At 70.0% G+C, this 17,232-nt stretch carries 17 protein-coding genes; 13 read left to right on the top strand and 4 right to left on the bottom strand.

The annotated features are described in order from the left end of the window. The first annotated feature begins 15 nt into the window (after positions 1–15). Genes R2K23_RS17700 through R2K23_RS17660 form a run of 9 tightly spaced genes read left to right on the top strand, consistent with a single transcriptional unit; the run spans position 16 to position 8,116 of the window. The gene (locus R2K23_RS17700) at positions 16–1,431 is read left to right on the top strand and encodes an NAD(P)H-hydrate dehydratase (protein WP_316510860.1); all 1,416 of its coding nucleotides are present in this window, start codon (positions 16–18) and stop codon (positions 1,429–1,431) included. A gap of 10 nt (positions 1,432–1,441) precedes the next feature. Beyond that, positions 1,442–2,830: a glutamate decarboxylase gene (locus R2K23_RS17695; protein ID WP_316510859.1), complete on the top strand. Its 1,389-nt coding sequence runs from the start codon at positions 1,442–1,444 to the stop codon at positions 2,828–2,830. Between the two features lie 37 nt (positions 2,831–2,867). Beyond that, positions 2,868–3,998, top strand: a complete 1,131-nt coding sequence (gene alr / locus R2K23_RS17690) for an alanine racemase (RefSeq protein WP_316510858.1) — start codon at positions 2,868–2,870, stop codon at positions 3,996–3,998. Beyond that, positions 3,995–5,080, top strand: a complete 1,086-nt coding sequence (locus R2K23_RS17685; protein WP_316510857.1) for an alpha/beta fold hydrolase — start codon at positions 3,995–3,997, stop codon at positions 5,078–5,080. The genes alr and R2K23_RS17685 overlap by 4 nt, the downstream gene beginning before the upstream one ends. Continuing rightward, a complete protein-coding gene (gene tsaE / locus R2K23_RS17680; RefSeq protein ID WP_316510856.1) occupies positions 5,073–5,549 on the top strand; it encodes a tRNA (adenosine(37)-N6)-threonylcarbamoyltransferase complex ATPase subunit type 1 TsaE in 477 nt (158 codons plus the stop codon). The genes R2K23_RS17685 and tsaE overlap by 8 nt, the downstream gene beginning before the upstream one ends. Then, complete coding sequence (gene tsaB / locus R2K23_RS17675) at positions 5,546–6,181, top strand: tRNA (adenosine(37)-N6)-threonylcarbamoyltransferase complex dimerization subunit type 1 TsaB (protein ID WP_316510855.1); 636 nt, start codon at positions 5,546–5,548, stop codon at positions 6,179–6,181. Before tsaE ends, tsaB begins: the two co-directional genes overlap by 4 nt. Beyond that, on the top strand, positions 6,178–6,654 hold the full coding sequence (rimI, locus tag R2K23_RS17670) for a ribosomal protein S18-alanine N-acetyltransferase (RefSeq protein ID WP_316510854.1): 477 nt from the start codon (positions 6,178–6,180) through the stop codon (positions 6,652–6,654). The genes tsaB and rimI overlap by 4 nt, the downstream gene beginning before the upstream one ends. Beyond that, complete coding sequence (gene tsaD / locus R2K23_RS17665) at positions 6,651–7,676, top strand: tRNA (adenosine(37)-N6)-threonylcarbamoyltransferase complex transferase subunit TsaD (RefSeq protein ID WP_316510853.1); 1,026 nt, start codon at positions 6,651–6,653, stop codon at positions 7,674–7,676. The genes rimI and tsaD overlap by 4 nt, the downstream gene beginning before the upstream one ends. Continuing rightward, entirely contained in the window at positions 7,673–8,116 is a 444-nt protein-coding gene (locus R2K23_RS17660; RefSeq protein WP_316510852.1) for a nuclear transport factor 2 family protein, read from the top strand. The genes tsaD and R2K23_RS17660 overlap by 4 nt, the downstream gene beginning before the upstream one ends. Here R2K23_RS17660 and R2K23_RS17655 read toward each other — a convergent pair. After that, positions 8,113–9,621 (bottom strand): HNH endonuclease signature motif containing protein, encoded by a 1,509-nt coding sequence (locus R2K23_RS17655; RefSeq protein WP_316510851.1) that lies wholly within the window; start codon positions 9,619–9,621, stop codon positions 8,113–8,115. The genes R2K23_RS17660 and R2K23_RS17655 overlap by 4 nt on opposite strands. A gap of 274 nt (positions 9,622–9,895) precedes the next feature. Between R2K23_RS17655 and groES the strand changes: the two genes are divergently transcribed. Beyond that, positions 9,896–10,198 carry a co-chaperone GroES gene (gene groES, locus R2K23_RS17650; protein ID WP_003929249.1) on the top strand — a complete coding sequence of 101 codons (303 nt, stop codon included), beginning with the start codon at positions 9,896–9,898 and terminating at the stop codon, positions 10,196–10,198. A gap of 95 nt (positions 10,199–10,293) precedes the next feature. Next, positions 10,294–11,922 (top strand): chaperonin GroEL, encoded by a 1,629-nt coding sequence (groL, locus tag R2K23_RS17645; protein ID WP_316510850.1) that lies wholly within the window; start codon positions 10,294–10,296, stop codon positions 11,920–11,922. 62 nt (positions 11,923–11,984) lie between these two features. Here groL and R2K23_RS17640 read toward each other — a convergent pair whose 3' ends face one another. Next, positions 11,985–13,259: an IS30 family transposase gene (locus R2K23_RS17640; protein ID WP_465270714.1), complete on the bottom strand. Its 1,275-nt coding sequence runs from the start codon at positions 13,257–13,259 to the stop codon at positions 11,985–11,987. A gap of 719 nt (positions 13,260–13,978) precedes the next feature. Here R2K23_RS17640 and R2K23_RS17635 point away from each other — a divergent pair. After that, positions 13,979–15,028 carry a 3-deoxy-7-phosphoheptulonate synthase gene (locus tag R2K23_RS17635; RefSeq protein ID WP_316510849.1) on the top strand — a complete coding sequence of 350 codons (1,050 nt, stop codon included), beginning with the start codon at positions 13,979–13,981 and terminating at the stop codon, positions 15,026–15,028. Between the two features lie 29 nt (positions 15,029–15,057). Here the strand turns inward: R2K23_RS17635 and R2K23_RS17630 are convergent, their stop codons facing one another. Next, positions 15,058–15,816: an SDR family NAD(P)-dependent oxidoreductase gene (locus R2K23_RS17630; protein ID WP_316510848.1), complete on the bottom strand. Its 759-nt coding sequence runs from the start codon at positions 15,814–15,816 to the stop codon at positions 15,058–15,060. 136 nt (positions 15,817–15,952) lie between these two features. On the opposite strand from R2K23_RS17630, the gene R2K23_RS17625 reads away from it, so the two are divergent. Beyond that, the gene (locus tag R2K23_RS17625; RefSeq protein WP_316510847.1) at positions 15,953–16,852 is read left to right on the top strand and encodes a DUF4349 domain-containing protein; all 900 of its coding nucleotides are present in this window, start codon (positions 15,953–15,955) and stop codon (positions 16,850–16,852) included. Here R2K23_RS17625 and R2K23_RS17620 read toward each other — a convergent pair. After that, a complete protein-coding gene (locus R2K23_RS17620; RefSeq protein ID WP_316510846.1) occupies positions 16,777–17,067 on the bottom strand; it encodes a WhiB family transcriptional regulator in 291 nt (96 codons plus the stop codon). The genes R2K23_RS17625 and R2K23_RS17620 overlap by 76 nt on opposite strands. Between the last annotated feature and the right edge of the window lie 165 nt (positions 17,068–17,232).

The following is a 17,232-nucleotide window of genomic DNA, read 5'->3' as shown; positions in this document are numbered from 1 at the left end:
TGTAACGTGTGTCCGATGCGGTACTACTTCACCGCCGACGCGATCCGCGCCGCCGAAGCACCCCTGCTCGCCGCGCTGCCCGAGGGCGCGCTCATGCGGCGCGCCGCCTACGGTCTGGCCGTCGCGGTCGCCCGCGAACTCAGCGCGCGCACCGGCGGGATCTTCGGGCGTCGGGTCTGTGCCGTCGTCGGTTCCGGCGACAACGGCGGTGACGCCCTGTGGGCCGCGACCTTCCTGCGGCGCCGGGGCGCGGCCGCCGACGCGGTGCTGCTGAATCCGGAGCGCGCCCACCGGGCCGCGCTGACGGCGTTTCGTTCCGCCGGCGGGCGGGTGGTGCAAACCGTCTCCCCGGCAACCGATCTGGTGCTCGACGGCGTGGTGGGCATCGGCGCCAGCGGCCCGCTGCGGCCCGACGCGGCCGCGGTGTTCGCCGGCACCGACGCGCCGGTGGTCGCCGTCGACGTCCCCAGCGGCATCGACGTGCACACCGGGGCGATCTCGGGACCGGCGGTACGGGCGGCGCTGACCGTCACCTTCGGTGGTCTCAAACCCGTGCACGCGCTGGCCGATTGCGGGCGCGTCGAACTCGTCGACATCGGCCTGGAGTTGCCCGCCGCCGAGCTGCGCGGGTTCGAGGCCGAGGACGTCGCGGCCCGCTGGCCCGTACCGGGGCGGCGCGACGACAAGTACACCCAGGGCGTGACCGGCGTGCTGGCCGGGTCACACCGCTACCCGGGGGCGGCCATCCTGTCCGCCGGCGCGGCGGTGGCCGCCCACTCCGGGATGGTGCGGTACGCGGGAAGCGCTGCCGCCGAGGTGGTTTCGCACTGGCCCGAGGTGGTCGCCACGCCGGAGGCGGCCGAGGCCGGCCGGGTGCAGGCCTGGGTCGTCGGCCCCGGGCTGGGCACCGACGCGAGCGCCGAGCAGACCCTGCGTTTCGCCCTGCGGTCCGACGTGCCCGTCCTCGTCGACGCCGACGGACTCACGCTGCTGGCCCAACACCCCGAGCTGGTGACCGAGCGCACCGCGCCGACCGTGCTGACCCCGCACGCCGGCGAATTCGAGCGGCTGGCCGGGCGCCCCCTGGGCGACGACCGGGTGTCCGCGGCGCGCACGCTGGCCGCCGAACTGGGCGCCGTCGTCCTGCTGAAGGGCCACGTCACCGTCATCGCGGCGCCGGACGGTCCGGTGTATCTCAACCCGGCCGGCGGATCCTGGGCGGCCACGGCCGGATCCGGCGATGTGCTCTCCGGCATCATCGGCGCGCTACTCGCCGCCGGCCTGCCGCCGGTGGAGGCCGCTGCCGCAGCAGCATTCGTGCACACCCGCGCGGCCGCGCTGTCGGCCGCCGACCCCGGCCCCGCGCCCGCGCCGACCTCGGCCGCGCGCATCCTGTCCCATATCCGCGCAGCCCTGGCCCGCATCCTCTAGAAAGGACCACATGCCCAACGTGTCCCGCTCCTCGTCCCTGGAACCCGCCTACACCGGCCGGCTGTCGGTTTCCCCGGTCCCGGCGCTGCGGTTGCCCGACGAGTCGATGGCCCCCGATCAGGCCTACCGGTTCATCCACGACGAGCTGATGCTCGATGGCAGCTCCCGGCTGAACCTCGCCACCTTCGTCACCACCTGGATGGACCCCGAGGCCGGCGAGCTCATGGCCGAGACGTTCGACAAGAACATGATCGACAAGGACGAGTACCCGGTGACCGCGGCCATCGAGCAGCGCTGCGTGTGCATGGTCGCCGACCTGTTCCACGCCGAGGGCCTGCGCGACGACGACCCGTCGACGGCCATCGGGGTGTCCACGGTGGGCTCCAGCGAGGCCGTCATGCTGGCCGGGCTGGCGATGAAGTGGCGCTGGCGCCAACAGGTGGGCGACAACCCCAAGACCGGCTGGAAGACCCGTACCCCCAATCTGGTGATGGGTTCCAACGTGCAGGTGGTGTGGGAGAAGTTCTGCCGCTACTTCGACGTCGAGGCGCGCTACCTGCCGATGGAGGACGGGCGCTACGTGATCACCCCGGAGCAGGTGACCGCCGCGGTCGACGAGGACACCATCGGGGTGGTCGCCATCCTGGGGACCACTTACACCGGCGAGCTGGAGCCCGTCGCCGAGATCTGCGCAGCGCTCGACGAGCTGGCTGCCAAGCAGGGTCCGGACGTCCCGGTGCACGTCGACGCCGCCAGCGGCGGGTTCGTGGTGCCGTTCCTGCACCCGGACCTGGTGTGGGACTTCCGGTTGCCGCGGGTGGTGTCGATCAACGTCAGCGGCCACAAGTACGGCCTGACCTACCCGGGCATCGGGTTCGTGGTGTGGCGCAACGCCGAGCATCTGCCGGAGGAGCTGGTGTTCCGGGTCAACTATCTCGGCGGGGACATGCCGACGTTCACCTTGAACTTCTCCCGGTCGGGCAACCAGGTGGTGGGCCAGTACTACAACTTCCTGCGGCTGGGCCGTGCCGGCTTCACCGAGGTCATGCGCACCCTGTCCGACACGGCGCGGTGGCTGTCCGCCGAAATCGCCGCCCTACCGGAGTTCGAGGTGATCTCCGACGGGTCGGCCATCCCGGTGCTGTCGTTCAAGCTGAAACCGGGCACCAAATACACCGTGTACGACATCTCGGCGTTGCTCCGCGGCTACGGCTGGCAGGTTCCGGCCTACACGATGCCCGACAACGCCGCCGACGTCGCCGTGTTGCGCGTCGTGGTGCGGGAGGGGTTCTCGGCGAACCTGGCGCGGGCGCTGCGCGACGACCTGGTCGAGGTGCTGGCCAAGCTGGAAAAGGTCGGCGTCGGCGGCTTCTCCGACGAGGAGCATTTCGCTCACTGACCGCTCGCCTGGGACAATCGAGCGCGGTGATCACAACATGAACCGACCGGCTGCCATCGTCGACCTGGGCGCCATCGCGCACAACGTCGCCGCGCTGCGCGAATGTGCGCCATCGGCGCAGGTCATGGTCGTCGTCAAGGCGGACGGGTACGGACACGGCGCCGCCCCGGTGGCGCGCGCCGCGCTGGCGGCCGGCGCCGCCGAACTCGGCGTGGCCACCGTCGAGGAGGCCCTGGAGCTGCGTGCGTCGGGGATCACAGCCCCGGTCCTGGCGTGGCTGCACCCACCGGGCACCGATTTCGCCCCCGCGCTGCGTGCCGACGTGCAACTCGGGGTGTCCTCGCTGCGCCAACTCGAGGAGGTGCTGGCCGCCGCGCGGCAGACCGGCACCAGCGCCGCGGTGACGGTCAAGGTCGACACCGGACTGAACCGCAACGGCGTCGCGGCCGCGGACTTCCCCGATTTGGTCGCCGCGCTGGGGCGTGCGGTGGCCGAGGGGGCGGTGCGCGCCCGCGGGATCATGTCCCACCTGGCGTGCGCCGACGAGCCCGCACATCCCACCAACGACCTGCAGGCCAAGTGCTTCACCGAGCTGATTGCGGCCGCGCGCCGCAGCGGCGTGACCTTCGAGGTGGCGCACCTGGCCAACTCGCCGGCCACCCTGACCCGCCCCGACCTCGCCTTCGACATGGTGCGGCCCGGCATCGCGGCCTACGGTCTGAACCCGGTGCCGCAGCACGGCGACCCCGGCCTGATCCCGGCGATGACGCTGACCGCCCCGGTGGCCATGGTCAAGGCTGTGCGCCGCGGCGCCGGGGTGTCCTACGGCCACACCTGGGTCGCCGACCGGGACACCACCGTCGCGCTGATTCCCCTGGGCTACGCCGACGGCATCTTCCGCTCGCTGGGCGGCCGGGTCGACGTGGCGATCCGCGGTCGTCGCCGCCCGAGTGTCGGGCGGATCTGCATGGACCAGTTCGTCGTCGACCTGGGTCCCGGGCCCTCCGACGTCGTCGAGGGCGACACGGCGGTCCTGTTCGGTCCGGGTCATTCGGGGGAGTTGACCGCCGCGGACTGGGCCGAGTTGCTCGACACCATCCACTACGAGGTGGTGACCAGCCCGCGGGCCCGGGTCACCCGCGTCTACACCGGGACCGGTGCGCCGTGAGCGCCCGGCGGTGGCTGGCGGGCGCGGCCGGCCTCGGCACGGTGGGGACCGTGGCCGGGGTGTCGACGGCACGCTCCCTGACCCGGCGAACCCGTCGCGAAGACCCCTACGCCGGTGAGGATTTCAGCCTCTTCGACACCGATCGCAGCAGCGTGGTCACCACCCCGGACGGCGTCGATCTCGCGGTACGCGAGGTGGGCCCCGCCGACGCGCCGATGACGGTGGTGTTCGTGCACGGCTTCTGTATGGGCATGGGCTCCTTCTATTTCCAGCGTCGCGATCTGGCCCCGTTGTGGGGGGATCAGGTCCGGATGGTGTTCTACGACCAGCGCGGCCACGGCCGATCCGGTATCGCCTCGTACCGGACCTACACCGTGGAGCAGCTGGGCCGCGACCTCGAGACCGTGCTGACCCTGCTGGCGCCCACCGGGCCGGTGGTCCTGATCGGGCATTCGATGGGCGGCATGACCGTGCTGTCGCACGCTCGGCAGTTCCCGCAGCAGTACGGTGCCCACATTGTCGGGGCTGCCTTGATTTCCTCTGCCGCGGAGGGGCTTTCGCGCTCACCCATCGGCGAGATCCTGCAGAATCCGGCCCTGGAGATGGCCCGGTTCGCCACCCGTTACGCCCCCAACCTGCTGCACCGCGGCCGTGGCGCGGTGCGCACGGTGCTGGCTCCGATCCTGCAGGCGGCCTCGTTCGGTGACGACGAGATCAGCCCGACGGTCGCCAACTACACCGAGCAGATGATCCACGACACCCCGGTGAAGACCATGGTCGGATTCCTGCACGCGCTGGGCACCCACGACGAGGCCGACGGTCTGACCACGCTGGCCGCGCTGCCCACCCTGGTGGCGTGCGGCTCGGGTGACGTGCTGACCACTCCGGAGCATTCCGCGGAAATGGCCGCGGCGCTGCCCAAGTCGGAGCTGTTGGTGATCGGCGATGCGGGTCATCTGGTGCAACTGGAGGAGCCGGCGGTGATCAACGATGCCCTGGCGCGGTTGGTCCACCGGGCCGGCCCGAACAAGCTGGTGGCGCTGACCCGCCGGTTGCGTGATCGGGCGCGCTCCCGTGGTTGATCAAAATCGGCTGGCATCGGGCGCGGCCACGCTGGCCACCGCCGAGGACACGATGGCGCTCGGGGTGAGCCTGGGCGCACAGTTGCGGGCCGGGGACGTCGTGGTGCTCTCGGGCCCGCTGGGGGCGGGAAAGACCGTCCTGACCAAGGGGATTGCCGCGGCGATGGATGTCGACGGGCCGGTAACCTCGCCGACCTTCGTGCTGGCCCGGCTGCACCGGGCGCGTCGGGCCGGCGCCCCGGCGATGGTACACGTGGACGTCTACCGGCTGCTCGATCACGCCGCGGCCGATCTGCTGGGCGAGCTGGACTCGCTGGACCTCGACACCGACCTCGATGACGCCGTGGTGGTGGTGGAGTGGGGTGAGGGCCTCGCCGAGCGGCTGTCGGACCGGCATCTCGACATCCGGCTGGACCGCGCCGCCGAGTCCGAGGTGCGTACCGCGACGTGGACCTGGAGTGGCCCGTGACCAACGTTTTGGTGATCGACACCGCGACCCCGGCCGTCATCGCCGCTATCGTCCGGCGCACGGGGTCGGCCGCGGAGCTGCTGGCCGAGCGGGTGACCCGGGACCCGCGTGCGCACGCCGAGTGTTTGACGCCGAATGTCCTTGGGGCGCTGGGTGATGCCGCGTTGCCGATGAGTGACCTGGAGGCGGTGGTGGTCGGTTGCGGGCCGGGCCCGTTCACCGGCCTGCGCGTCGGGATGGCCACGGCCGCGGCCTACGGGCATGCGCTGGGAATTCCGGTGCACGGGGTGTGCAGCCTCGACGGCATCGGTGGGTGCACCTCCGGGGACGTGCTGGTGGTGACCGATGCGCGCCGGCGCGAGGTGTACTGGGCCCGCTACCGCGACGGGGTGCGGGTGGGCGGCCCGGAGGTGGCCGCCCCGGCCGATGTCGCACTCGACAGTGTGGTCGCGGTCGCCGGGTCGCCCGACCACGCGGCCCAGTTCGGTCTGCCCGTCGTCGGGCCGGAGTTTCCGGCGCCGTCGGCACTGGTTGCGGCCGTGTCGAACTGGGACGGGGAACCCGAGCCGTTGGTGCCGCTGTATCTGCGCCGGCCCGACGCCAAGACCCTCGCCGAGCGGGGCCTGCGATGACCGGGGAGGTGGAGGCCGTCGTGATCGACGCGCTGACCGCCGCCGACGCCGAACGGTGCGCCCAGCTGGAGTCGCAGCTGTTCGCCGGGGACGACCCGTGGCCGGCGCGGGCGTTCCGGCACGCGGTGGCCTGCGCGCACAACCACTACGTCGCGGCGCGCGCCGATGGCCGGCTCGTCGGTTACGCCGGGATCACCCGGCTGGGCCGGCGTGCCCCGTTCGAGTACGAGATCCACACCATCGGCGTCGATCCGGACTGGCGGGGCCGCGGGATCGGCCGTCGGCTGCTCGATGATCTGCTGGGCTTCGCCGCCGGAGGCGTAGTCTTCCTGGAGGTGCGCACCGACAACGAGGCCGCCATCGGGCTCTACGAGCGCGCCGGCTTCGTCAGAATGGGAGTGCGGAAGCGCTACTACCCGGGCAGCGGCGCGGACGCCTACACCATGCGACTGGAACCGGGGGAGCCACGATGACCGTCATTCTCGCGATCGAAAGTTCCTGCGACGAAACCGGTGTCGGCATCGCCCGGCTCGACGCCGACGGCGCGGTGACGCTGTTGGCCGACGAGGTGGCCTCCAGCGTCGACGAGCACTCCCGGTTCGGGGGCGTGGTGCCCGAGATCGCGTCTCGGGCGCACCTCGAGGCGCTGGGCCCGACGATGCGGCGCGCGTTGACCGCGGCCGGGGTGCGGCGGCCCGACGTCGTGGCCGCGACCATCGGCCCCGGCCTGGCCGGGGCGCTGCTGGTGGGGGTGGCCGCCGCCAAGGCGTACGCGGCGGCCTGGGATGTCCCGTTCTACGCGGTCAATCACCTCGGCGGGCACCTGGCCGCCGACGTCTACGACCACGGCCCGCTGCCGGAGAGCATCGGCCTGCTGGTGTCGGGCGGGCACACCCATCTGCTGCATGTGCGGTCCCTGGGCGAGCCGATCGTCGAGTTGGGTACCACCGTGGACGACGCGGCGGGGGAGGCCTACGACAAGGTGGCGCGGCTGCTGGGGCTGGGCTATCCCGGCGGCAAGGTACTCGACGATCTGGCCCGGACCGGCGATCGGGACGCGATCGTGTTCCCGCGTGGGATGACCGGTCCGCGCGACGCGCCGTACGCGTTCAGCTTCTCGGGCCTCAAGACCGCCGTCGCGCGGCACATGGAGGCTCATCCGGACGCGAATCCCGCCGATGTCGCGGCCGGGTTCCAGGAGGCGGTCGCCGACGTGCTGACCCGCAAGGCGGTGCGCGCCGCGACCGATCTGGGGGTGTCGACGCTGATCATCGCCGGCGGTGTGGCGGCCAATTCGCGGTTGCGTGAGCTCGCCGAAGAGCGTTGCGCGGCAGCCGGGTTGACGTTGCGCGTGCCGCGGCCCCGGCTGTGCACGGACAACGGCGCGATGATCGCCTCGTTCGCCGCGCATCTGCTGGCCGCGGGCGCGCCGTCGTCGCCGCTGGGGGTGGCCAGCGATCCCGGGTTGCCCGTGGTGCAGAGCCAGGTCGCATGACGGGCGCGCCGGCCGATCGGCTAGCCGTCACCGAGTTGCTCTACCGCTACGCCGAGCTGGTCGATGCCGGCGACTTCGACGGAGTCGGGCAGTTGCTGGGCCGAGGCGCCTTCATGGGCGTGGCGGGCCCGGCGCGCATCGCGGAACTGTTCGCCGGAACCACCCGCCGGTTTCCCGAGCACGGGAACACCCCCCGCACCCGGCATCTGGTGCTCAACCCGATCGTCGAGGTGAGCGGGGATGCCGCGACCGCGCGGTCCACCTTCTGCGTGCTCCAGCAGACCGAGGCGGTGTCGTTGCAGCCCATCGTGGTCGGGCGGTACGCCGACACCTTCGCCCGGGACGCGGACGGATGGTTCTTCACCGACCGGACCGTCGCGATCGAGATGCTCGGCGACGTGTCGGATCACCTGCTGATAGATCCCGGCTCGTTGGCCTAGAACGGCGGCGGGGAACATCGTTCGGCGACCGCCTCGTCGTTGAGGGCGCGCTCGGACTTGATGCGCTGCCGACGGGCTTTGGCGCGGGTCTGGCTGCGGGTGGGCATCAGCAGGGTGCGGCCCAGCGAGCGCGGTGGCGGGCCGGGGCGGGCGGGCTCTGCCGGCGCCGGCGTGGCGGGCCAGTCGGGGAACAACAGCGTGGCACCGGGTTTGGAGCGGTAGGTGTGCCCGGTCGGCGTGGTGAACACGATGGTGCCGTCGGGCAGTTGCTCGTCGGTCCAGCCGGGCCAGAAAGTCTTGAGCAAGTGGTGTTTTCGGCAGTAACATCCAAGATTGGCGGCATGGGTCAGGCCCTGCGGATAGGGCCGGGTGTGGTCGATGTCGGTTCTGAAGGCCGGGCGGTCACAGCCCGGGAAGCGGCAGGTCAGATCGCGCAGGCGGACGAAAGTGGCCAGTGTGCTCGAGGGCCGGTAGCGAGGCTCGGCCTCGGTGGGGGTGATCAGCGGTCGCACCTTCGCGCCGCGGGCGATGAGGTCGGTCAGCAGTGGGACGGGTACGACGCCGCCGCGGCCCTCGACCAGCAGCGCCGGGGCCGGACGGGTGGGCTCGGCCGGGTCCGGGCGCGGCGTGGGCTCGGATGTGGCGTGGAGGCCGTGCAGGCTGGGCTCCGCGGGTTCGCCGGGCGCCGCCACGGCCTCCTGCTCAGCGACGACATGGACCACCACGCTCGTGGCACGGCCGTCGTCGGTGGCTGCGGGGCAATCCGGGCTGCCGCACAGGCAGGCGAGGTGCTGGGATCTGGCGCCCAGGGCGCCGAGGGCGTCGGACCGGCGCTGCGCGATGGTGCGGGGGTCCTCGGGGCACACGGCGTTGGCCATGGCGGTCAACCGGGTGTCGAGAAGGGCGGCGTCGGTGGCCAGCAGCCGGCCCCACATCGCGGTGGTGCCGGTGTGCTCGTCGGGGTCGGCGAAGGTGACGTCGCGATTGCGGGCGTTGCGAGTGGCTTGGCGTATTGCGCCGGGATCGATCTGCTGGACCCGGGCGTCGACGGCCTGGATGAGTTTGTATTCCGACAGCGGGCCCCAGCTGACCGCGTCTGCGGCGATGCGGGCGTCGAGGGCGGCCACGGCCTCGGGGTCGAAGACCAGATAGGTGCGGTCGGAGATCAGCTGGGCGGTCCGGGCGGTGATGGCGCCCGCCAGCAGGAGCGCGCCGACCTTGGGGAGGCGTTGACGCAGGGTGATGGCCAGGTTCATCAGGCTGTTGGCGCGGCCGTGGCTGATGTTGAGGGCGGCGGCGATCTCTGCTGCGGTGGCGTCCCAGTCGTCGCAGGCCCAGTCGGGGTGTTCGTCGGTGCAGCGGCGGGTGACGAACTCGGCGATCGCGGCGAGCCGACGGCCGTCGGCGGCGGCGGCCGCCGTCGACCAGCCGGTGATGGCGTCGACCAGCGCAGCAGCGGCGGTGGCGGGCAGCGACGCCGGCTCCGGTAGCGATCCATCGAACATGTGTGCGATCTTATTGCCGTGGAGGTGGCTGCGACATGGGGAGCGGGCCGACCTGTGGACGGAGGGCCAACTGTGAACAACCCCACGAGCCTGCGTGTTCGCCGCCAGCGATTTGGCGCGTAGGCACCGGCCCACCCTTGAGTGCTAGCACTCTCGTGTATAGAGTGCTAGGCGGCAGTCGGACCACCTCGAGTCGGCACCCGCGACGACGGCGCGAGGTAGGCACGAATGCCGTCCACACATCAGAGTGAAACATGAGTGAAGGGGCTCCATCGTGGCGAGCGTGAACATCAAGCCACTCGAGGACAAGATCCTCGTTCAGGCCAACGAGGCCGAGACCACGACCGCATCCGGTCTGGTCATCCCCGACACCGCCAAGGAGAAGCCGCAGGAAGGCACCGTCGTCGCAGTTGGCCCCGGCCGCTGGGATGAGGATGGCGAGAAGCGGATTCCCCTGGACGTGTCGGAGGGTGACGTCGTCATCTACAGCAAGTACGGCGGCACCGAGATCAAGTACAACGGCGAGGAGTACCTGATCCTGTCGGCGCGTGACGTGCTGGCCGTCGTCTCCAAGTAGCGATCTAAAGTGTGCCGCCCCGGAGGTCCCCGTAACAGGGTGACGTCCGGGGCGGTGCGCGTCGAGTGGGAATGACCCGTTAGGGAAAGACATTTATGAGCAAGCAGATTGAGTTCAACGAAACCGCGCGCCGCGCCATGGAGGCCGGCGTTGACAAGCTCGCCGACGCGGTCAAGATCACGCTGGGCCCCCGCGGCCGACATGTCGTGCTGGCCAAGTCATTCGGCGGGCCGACCGTCACCAACGACGGTGTGACCATCGCCCGCGACATCGACCTCGAGGATCCGTTCGAGAACCTCGGTGCCCAGCTGGTGAAGTCGGTGGCGACCAAGACCAACGACGTCACCGGTGACGGCACCACCACCGCCACCGTGCTCGCGCAGGCCATCATCAAGGCCGGTCTGCGCAACATCGCCGCCGGCGCCAACCCGATGGCGCTGGGCCAGGGCATCGGCAAGGCGGCCGACGCCGCGTCCGAGGCGCTGTTGGCCGCGGCCACCCCGGTCGACGGTAAGAACGCCATCGCCCAGGTGGCCACCGTGTCCTCGCGGGACCCCGAGGTCGGCGAGCTGGTCGGCGAGGCCATGACCAAGGTCGGCGGCGACGGCGTGGTGTCCGTCGAGGAGTCCTCGACCCTGAGCACCGAGCTCGAGATCACCGACGGCGTCGGCTTCGACAAGGGATTCCTGTCGGCCTACTTCGTCACCGATTTCGATACCCAGGAGGCCGTCCTCGAGGACGCGCTGGTGCTGCTGCACCGCGACAAGATCAGCTCCCTGCCGGATCTGCTGCCGCTGCTGGAGAAGGTCGCCGAGGCCGGTAAGCCGCTGCTGATCGTGGCTGAGGACGTCGAGGGCGAGCCGCTGTCGACCCTGGTGGTCAACGCAATTCGCAAGACGCTCAAGGCCGTTGCGGTCAAGGCTCCGTTCTTCGGTGATCGTCGCAAGGCGTTCCTGGAGGACCTCGCCGTGGTGACCGGCGCGCAGGTCATCAACCCCGACGTGGGCCTGGTCCTGCGCGAGGCCGGCCTCGAGGTGCTGGGTTCGGCTCGCCGCATCGTGGTGGGCAAGGACGACACCGTGATCGTCGACGGTGGCGGCACCAAGGAAGCCGTCGATGCCCGTGCGGCACAGCTGCGTTCGGAGATCGAGACCAGCGACTCGGACTGGGATCGCGAGAAGCTCGAGGAGCGGCTCGCCAAGCTGGCCGGCGGCGTTGCCGTCATCAAGGTCGGCGCGGCCACCGAGACCGACCTCAAGAAGCGCAAGGAAGCCGTCGAGGACGCGGTCGCCGCGGCCAAGGCTGCCGTCGAGGAAGGCGTTGTGCCCGGCGGTGGTTCGGCGCTGATCCAGGTCCGCAAGAAGCTGGCCGACCTGAAGGCGTCGCTGTCCGGTGACCAGGCACTCGGTGTGGACGTCTTCTCGTCCGCACTGACCGCGCCGCTGTACTGGATCGCCAGCAACGCCGGGGTCGACGGGTCCGTCGTGGTGGCCAAGGTGGCCGACCTGCCGGCCGGTCACGGCTTCAACGCCGCGACGATGGAGTACGGCGATCTGGCCGCCGATGGGGTCATCGACCCGGTCAAGGTCACCCGCTCGGCCGTGCTCAACGCGGCGTCGGTGGCCCGGATGGTGCTGACCACCGAGACGGCTGTTGTCGACAAGCCGATCGAGGTGGAGGACGACCACGGCCACAGCCACGGTCATCACGGCCACGCGCACTGAGTTGGTTCGCGAACGCCCCCGGCCCGCTTGGCGGTTTCTAGGGGTCGTCGCAACACTGCTGGTTATTGAGCCTGTAGTAGATCACGCAAGCGCTCGGCTGGGGTATCCCAGCCGAGCGTTTTGCGTGGGCGGCCGTTGAGTTGCTGGGCGACGTGTTCGAGGTCCTCAGGCCCATAGATGCTGAGGTCGGTACCTTTGGGAAAGTACTGACGAAGCAGGCCGTTGGTGTTTTCGTTGGTGCCGCGCTGCCAGGGACTGGCCGGATCACAGAAGTACACGGCCATGTCGGTGGCCATCGAGAACCCCTTGTGCCCGGCCATCTCGGCGCCCTGGTCCCAGGTCAACGATCCCCGCAGATGCTCTGGCAGGGTCGTCATGGTGGCGATCAGCCCGTCACGAACCGTTTCGGCATCATGGCCCCCGGGCAGGTGCACCAGCATGGTGTAGCGGGTGGTGCGTTCCACCAGAGTGCCGATCGCGGTCTTGTTGAGTTCACCCATGATGAGGTCGCCTTCCCAGTGTCCGGGCACCGCGCGATCCTCGATATCGGGCCGGTCGGCGATCATGAGCATCGGATCAACGAACCGCTGGTAACGCTCACCGGGCTTACGGTTCGGTTTACGGCACGTGCGGCCACTTCGCAGTGACTGGGCCACTTCCTTTTTCAGTCCACCGCGCGCCTGGAAGTAGAGGGATTGATAAATCGTTTCGTGGCTCACCCGCATGCTCTCGTCGTCCGGAAAATCCTTGACCAGACGATGCGAAATCTCTTCCGGGGACCACCGCTTGGCCAGCCCCTCTTCGACCTCTTTACGCAGCCTCTGATTGGTGACCAGTTTGGACTGCTTGGGCCGGGACCGTGCCGCCGCAGCCGCCGCATCGGCTTGATATGGCAGGTAGAGGCCCTCGACACGGTGCGCAGCGACCTCGCGGGACACCGTCGACTTATTCCGACCGAGCTTGTCGGCGATCACGGTGTAGCTCAGGCCGGCGGTCAGGCCGTCGGCGATGACCAGCCGATCGGCGAGCTGCAAATACCTACTGGCGGATGCCTGTCCAGATGCAGGACGCTGTTCGGCAGCAGTGGATTTCACCGGTTGTATGTACCGCGTCCCGCTGGCGTAATCGACGACCGTGCCATCGGAATACACCCGCGTGTTGCCAACCTTGCGGATACCGGCACGCCAATCCCGGGCGGTGCGCACATTGACCCCGGCCTCTCGGGCGGCCCGCGCCGACGACCAGCCCTCCTCGAGCAGTTCAAAGAACCGTGCTTTCTCGCAGGTCTTGCCGCGCGTGCGCCGCGCTGGGTCGACCAAGCCCGCCTCCACAAGCATCCGGCGGGCCGTGGAGTGCGCCACTCCGACAGCTTTGGCCGCCGCATTCACCGAGCCAGTTGCTGCAAATACCGCTGCCACCCGCGCAGGATCCACACCGGTGACATCCGGACGCGGCGAGCCCATCGGCCGGCCGGTGGCACTCAAGATGGCATACGCCCGCTGCCGTGACACCCCCAACGACTCCGCCGCTTCCCGCACCGGCACGCCCGCATCGACGAGCTTTGCTAGCTGATCACCAAATTGAACACAGTCCTCCGAAAACGACACGGTCGCCGCAACCTCTCAGATAAGAGAGCGTTGCGACGACCGTGTGAACCCAACCTTGGGTCGGGGGCGTTTTCGATCAGGGCGTCGCGAGCGCCGCACTGACCACCCCTCGAACGTGCGGATTCGTCCGCCGGAGCGGAGTGTCGCGGACGGATCCGCAGTGTCGGCGAGTTACCGGGGCACCGACGGCCCGACCAGCGGGGGCTGGCCACACCCGCACCCCGTTTTGGACGGCGGAGGGGCCGCGGTATAACCTGGTCGGCGTGAACATCGGCGTGTGTGCCAGCTATTGGCGCTTTATGCAGGCTCCGGGCGGAGCCGATAAAGCGCAGCACTAAGCACGCATCCACCCGGAGCCCAGGCAGTGACCATCAGGTTGCTGCCTTTCGTCATTGAAGGGGCGCCGGGATTTCGCAGGTGCCCCATATCAGGAAGGCACTCAGAAGAAGATGAACGTGGCGCAGACCGTCTCCGCACCGGTGACATCCGACCGGCGGGTCCGGAGTTTCAGCGCGATCCCCAGCCCCCATGAGGTGCTCACCGAGCTTCCGCTGGGTGCCCGCCGCGCGGAACGGGTGGCCCGCGACCGCGACGAGGTCGCCGACATCCTGGCCGGCCGCGACGACCGGCTGCTGGTGGTGGTGGGCCCGTGTTCGGTGCACGATCCGGCGGCCGCGCTGGAGTACGCCAGCCGCCTCGCCAAGATCGCCGCCGAACTCGGTGACCGACTCAAGATCGTGATGCGGGTGTACTTCGAGAAGCCGCGCACCACCGTCGGCTGGAAGGGCCTGATCAACGACCCGGGCATGGACGGCACGTTCGACGTCGCCCGCGGCCTGCGCGTCGCCCGTCAGCTGCTGCTCGATGTCATCGACATCGGGCTGCCGGTGGGCTGCGAGTTCCTGGAGCCGACCAGCCCGCAGTACATCGCCGACGCGGTCGCGTGGGGGGCGATCGGCGCCCGCACCACCGAATCCCAGGTGCACCGGCAGCTGGCGTCCGGGTTGTCGATGCCGGTCGGGTTCAAGAACGGCACCGACGGCAACATCCAGGTCGCCGTCGACGGCGCGAAGGCCGCCGGGGCCTCCCACGTTTTCTTCGGCATGGACGACCTGGGGCGGGGCGCGGTGGTGACCACCGAGGGCAACGAGGACTGCCACGTGATCCTGCGCGGCGGTACCGGTGGACCCAACTGCGACGCCGCCGCGGTCACCGAAACGGTGGCTCGGCTGGAGGCGGCGGGCTTGCCCGGGCGGGTCGTGATCGATTGCAGCCACGCGAATTCCGGCAAGGACCACCTCCGGCAGGCCGGCGTGGCGACCGAGGTCGCCCAGCTGGTGCGCGATGGGCTCCCGATCAGCGGCGTGATGTTGGAGAGCTTCCTGGTCGGTGGGGCCCAGGCGCCCGAGGCTCAGCCGCTGACCTACGGGCAGTCGGTGACCGATAAGTGCATGGATTGGGCCGCAACGGATTCGGTGCTGCGGGAACTGGCGAGGTAGCCGCAGGTCAGCCGAGGTTGGTGGCCGGCTCAGAAGACGGTGTAACCGCCGTCGACCACCACTTCGTTGCCGGTGTGGAACGTCAACTTGGGATCGGCGAGGAACGCCGCGATTTCCTGATACTCGTCGGGGTCGGCCCAACGCCGCACGGGCGTGCGCGCGGTGGTGGCCGCCATGAACCTGTCGTCCTCTTGCAGATGGGTCGTGATGCCGGTCCGCGTCCACCCCGGGATCAGCGTGTTGCAGCGCACCCGGTGCCGAGCCAATTCCACCGCCAAGGTTCGGGACAGCCCGAGCAGGGCGGTCTTGCTGGACGCGTAGGAGGCCAGACCGGCGGCCCCGTAGCGGCTGGAGGTCGAGGACACCACGATGATGGAGCCTCCGTTGCCCTGCTCGACGAAACGTCGGGCGGCCTCGCGGGTGCACAGGAAGGCGCCGTCGAGGTTCGTGCGCACGATTGCGCGCCACGACTCCAAGGTGGTGTCGACGACCTGACTGGCCGGTGCGACGGTCCCGGCGTTGGCCACGAAACATCCGAGGGGGCCCAACTCGGTGACGGTTTGTTGCATTGCGTCGGCGACCGCGGCCTCGTCGGCGACATCGCACGACACGGCCATCGCCGTCGCGCCCAGGGCGCGTAGTTCGTCCACCACCTCGGCGTTGCGATCCGCGTTGCGCGACCAGATCGACACCGCGCCACCTGCTTTGGCGATGCCGACGGCCATGGCGCGGCCGATCCCGGAGTTCCCTCCGGTGACCACGGCCGTGACGCCGGACAGATCGGTCATTGCGCGACTCCTCCCAGGATGGATCGGCTGTGTGGTGGTCCGGCTCAGTCTCGCACGCGGATCTCGGCGCCCGAATCGGGCGTCGCCAACCGAATTTCCGCGGTGCGGCACCCCGAGGGTGATCTAGCGTTGTCGCATGACCCCTCGTTGGCTGTCGGTGTTGGTACTGGGACTGGCCGCGATCGTCGCCCTGACGGGGTGCGCGGGGCAGGGCGCCTTGCGGGGCACCGCCCCGGACGCGGCGGACATGGCCGAGGCCCCCGCGGCGCCGGTGCTGCCGGAGAAGAGCGGGCCCGCCTCGGTGGCGCCGGAGGCCCACCGCGATGTGGTCAAGACGGCCACGATGCGGGTCACGGTCACCGACACCACCGACGCCGCGGATCGGGCCGCCGACATCGCGACCGAGGCCGACGGTCGGGTCGACAACCGCACCGACGACGCCGGTTCCGGCGCCGGGCGGGCGCAGTCGACGGTGACGCTGCGGGTGCCGGCCGACCGTCTCGACGACGTGCTCGAGGAACTCGAGACGCTCGGATTCGTGCAGAACCTGGACACCCGCGTCGAGGATGTGACCGCGCAGCGCGTCGACCTCGACGCGAGGATCACCGCGCTGCAGACCTCGGTGGAGCGCCTGCTGTCGATCATGCGCGATGCGCGCGATCCCGAAGCGCTGATCAGCGCCGAGGACGCGCTCTCGGAGCGCCAGGCCGAACTCGACAGCCTGCGCGCCCAGCGCACGGCGCTCGGGGATCGAATCGCCTACAGCACCGTGGCAGTCACCTTCACCGCCGAGCAGGTGGGTGGGCCGGCACCGCAGCGCTACGAGGGTTTCTTCGGGCAGGTCAAGCGGGGCTGGGACAACCTGACGGAGGCCGCCGGGGACCTGTTCCTGCTCTTCGGCTACCTGCTGCCGTGGTTGGCGGCGCTGGCGGTGGTCGCGGCGGTGGGTGTTGGGCTGGTTCAGGCGCTGCGACGGATCCCGCGCTTGAGCAACAACTCGCGCTCGGCCTCCGACAAGCCGCCCCAGATCCCGTAGGGCTCGCCGACGGCCAGGGCGTGGGAGCGGCACTGCGCGATCACCGGGCACGCGCGGCACATTTCCTTGGCGCGCATCTCGCGCTGCGCGCGCGCCCGGCCGCGCTCACCGTCCGGGTGGAAGAACACCGAGGAGTCGACACCCCGGCACAAACCGTGCATTTGCCAATCCCAGATATCGGCGTTGGGCCCGGGAAGTTGCTGCGGCTGTGGCATTGGAGAACCCCTTGTCGCCGAGTTCCTTTGTGGCAAAGGAAGGTGAAGTCCGAGTGCTGTCGCCGATGACAACTCGAGTGCCCTCACAAAATATGGGTCCCTTGGAAAGGGAGTCAATAGGCGGTGGCTGTGGTAAGGGGCATAACCGCAGCGTAAGAATTTACT

Source organism: Mycolicibacterium sp. MU0050 (genome assembly GCF_963378085.1).
Taxonomy (GTDB): domain Bacteria; phylum Actinomycetota; class Actinomycetes; order Mycobacteriales; family Mycobacteriaceae; genus Mycobacterium; species Mycobacterium wendilense.
The sequence above is the reverse complement of the archived record's forward strand: the minus strand, read 5'-3'. Positions and strand labels throughout refer to the sequence as shown.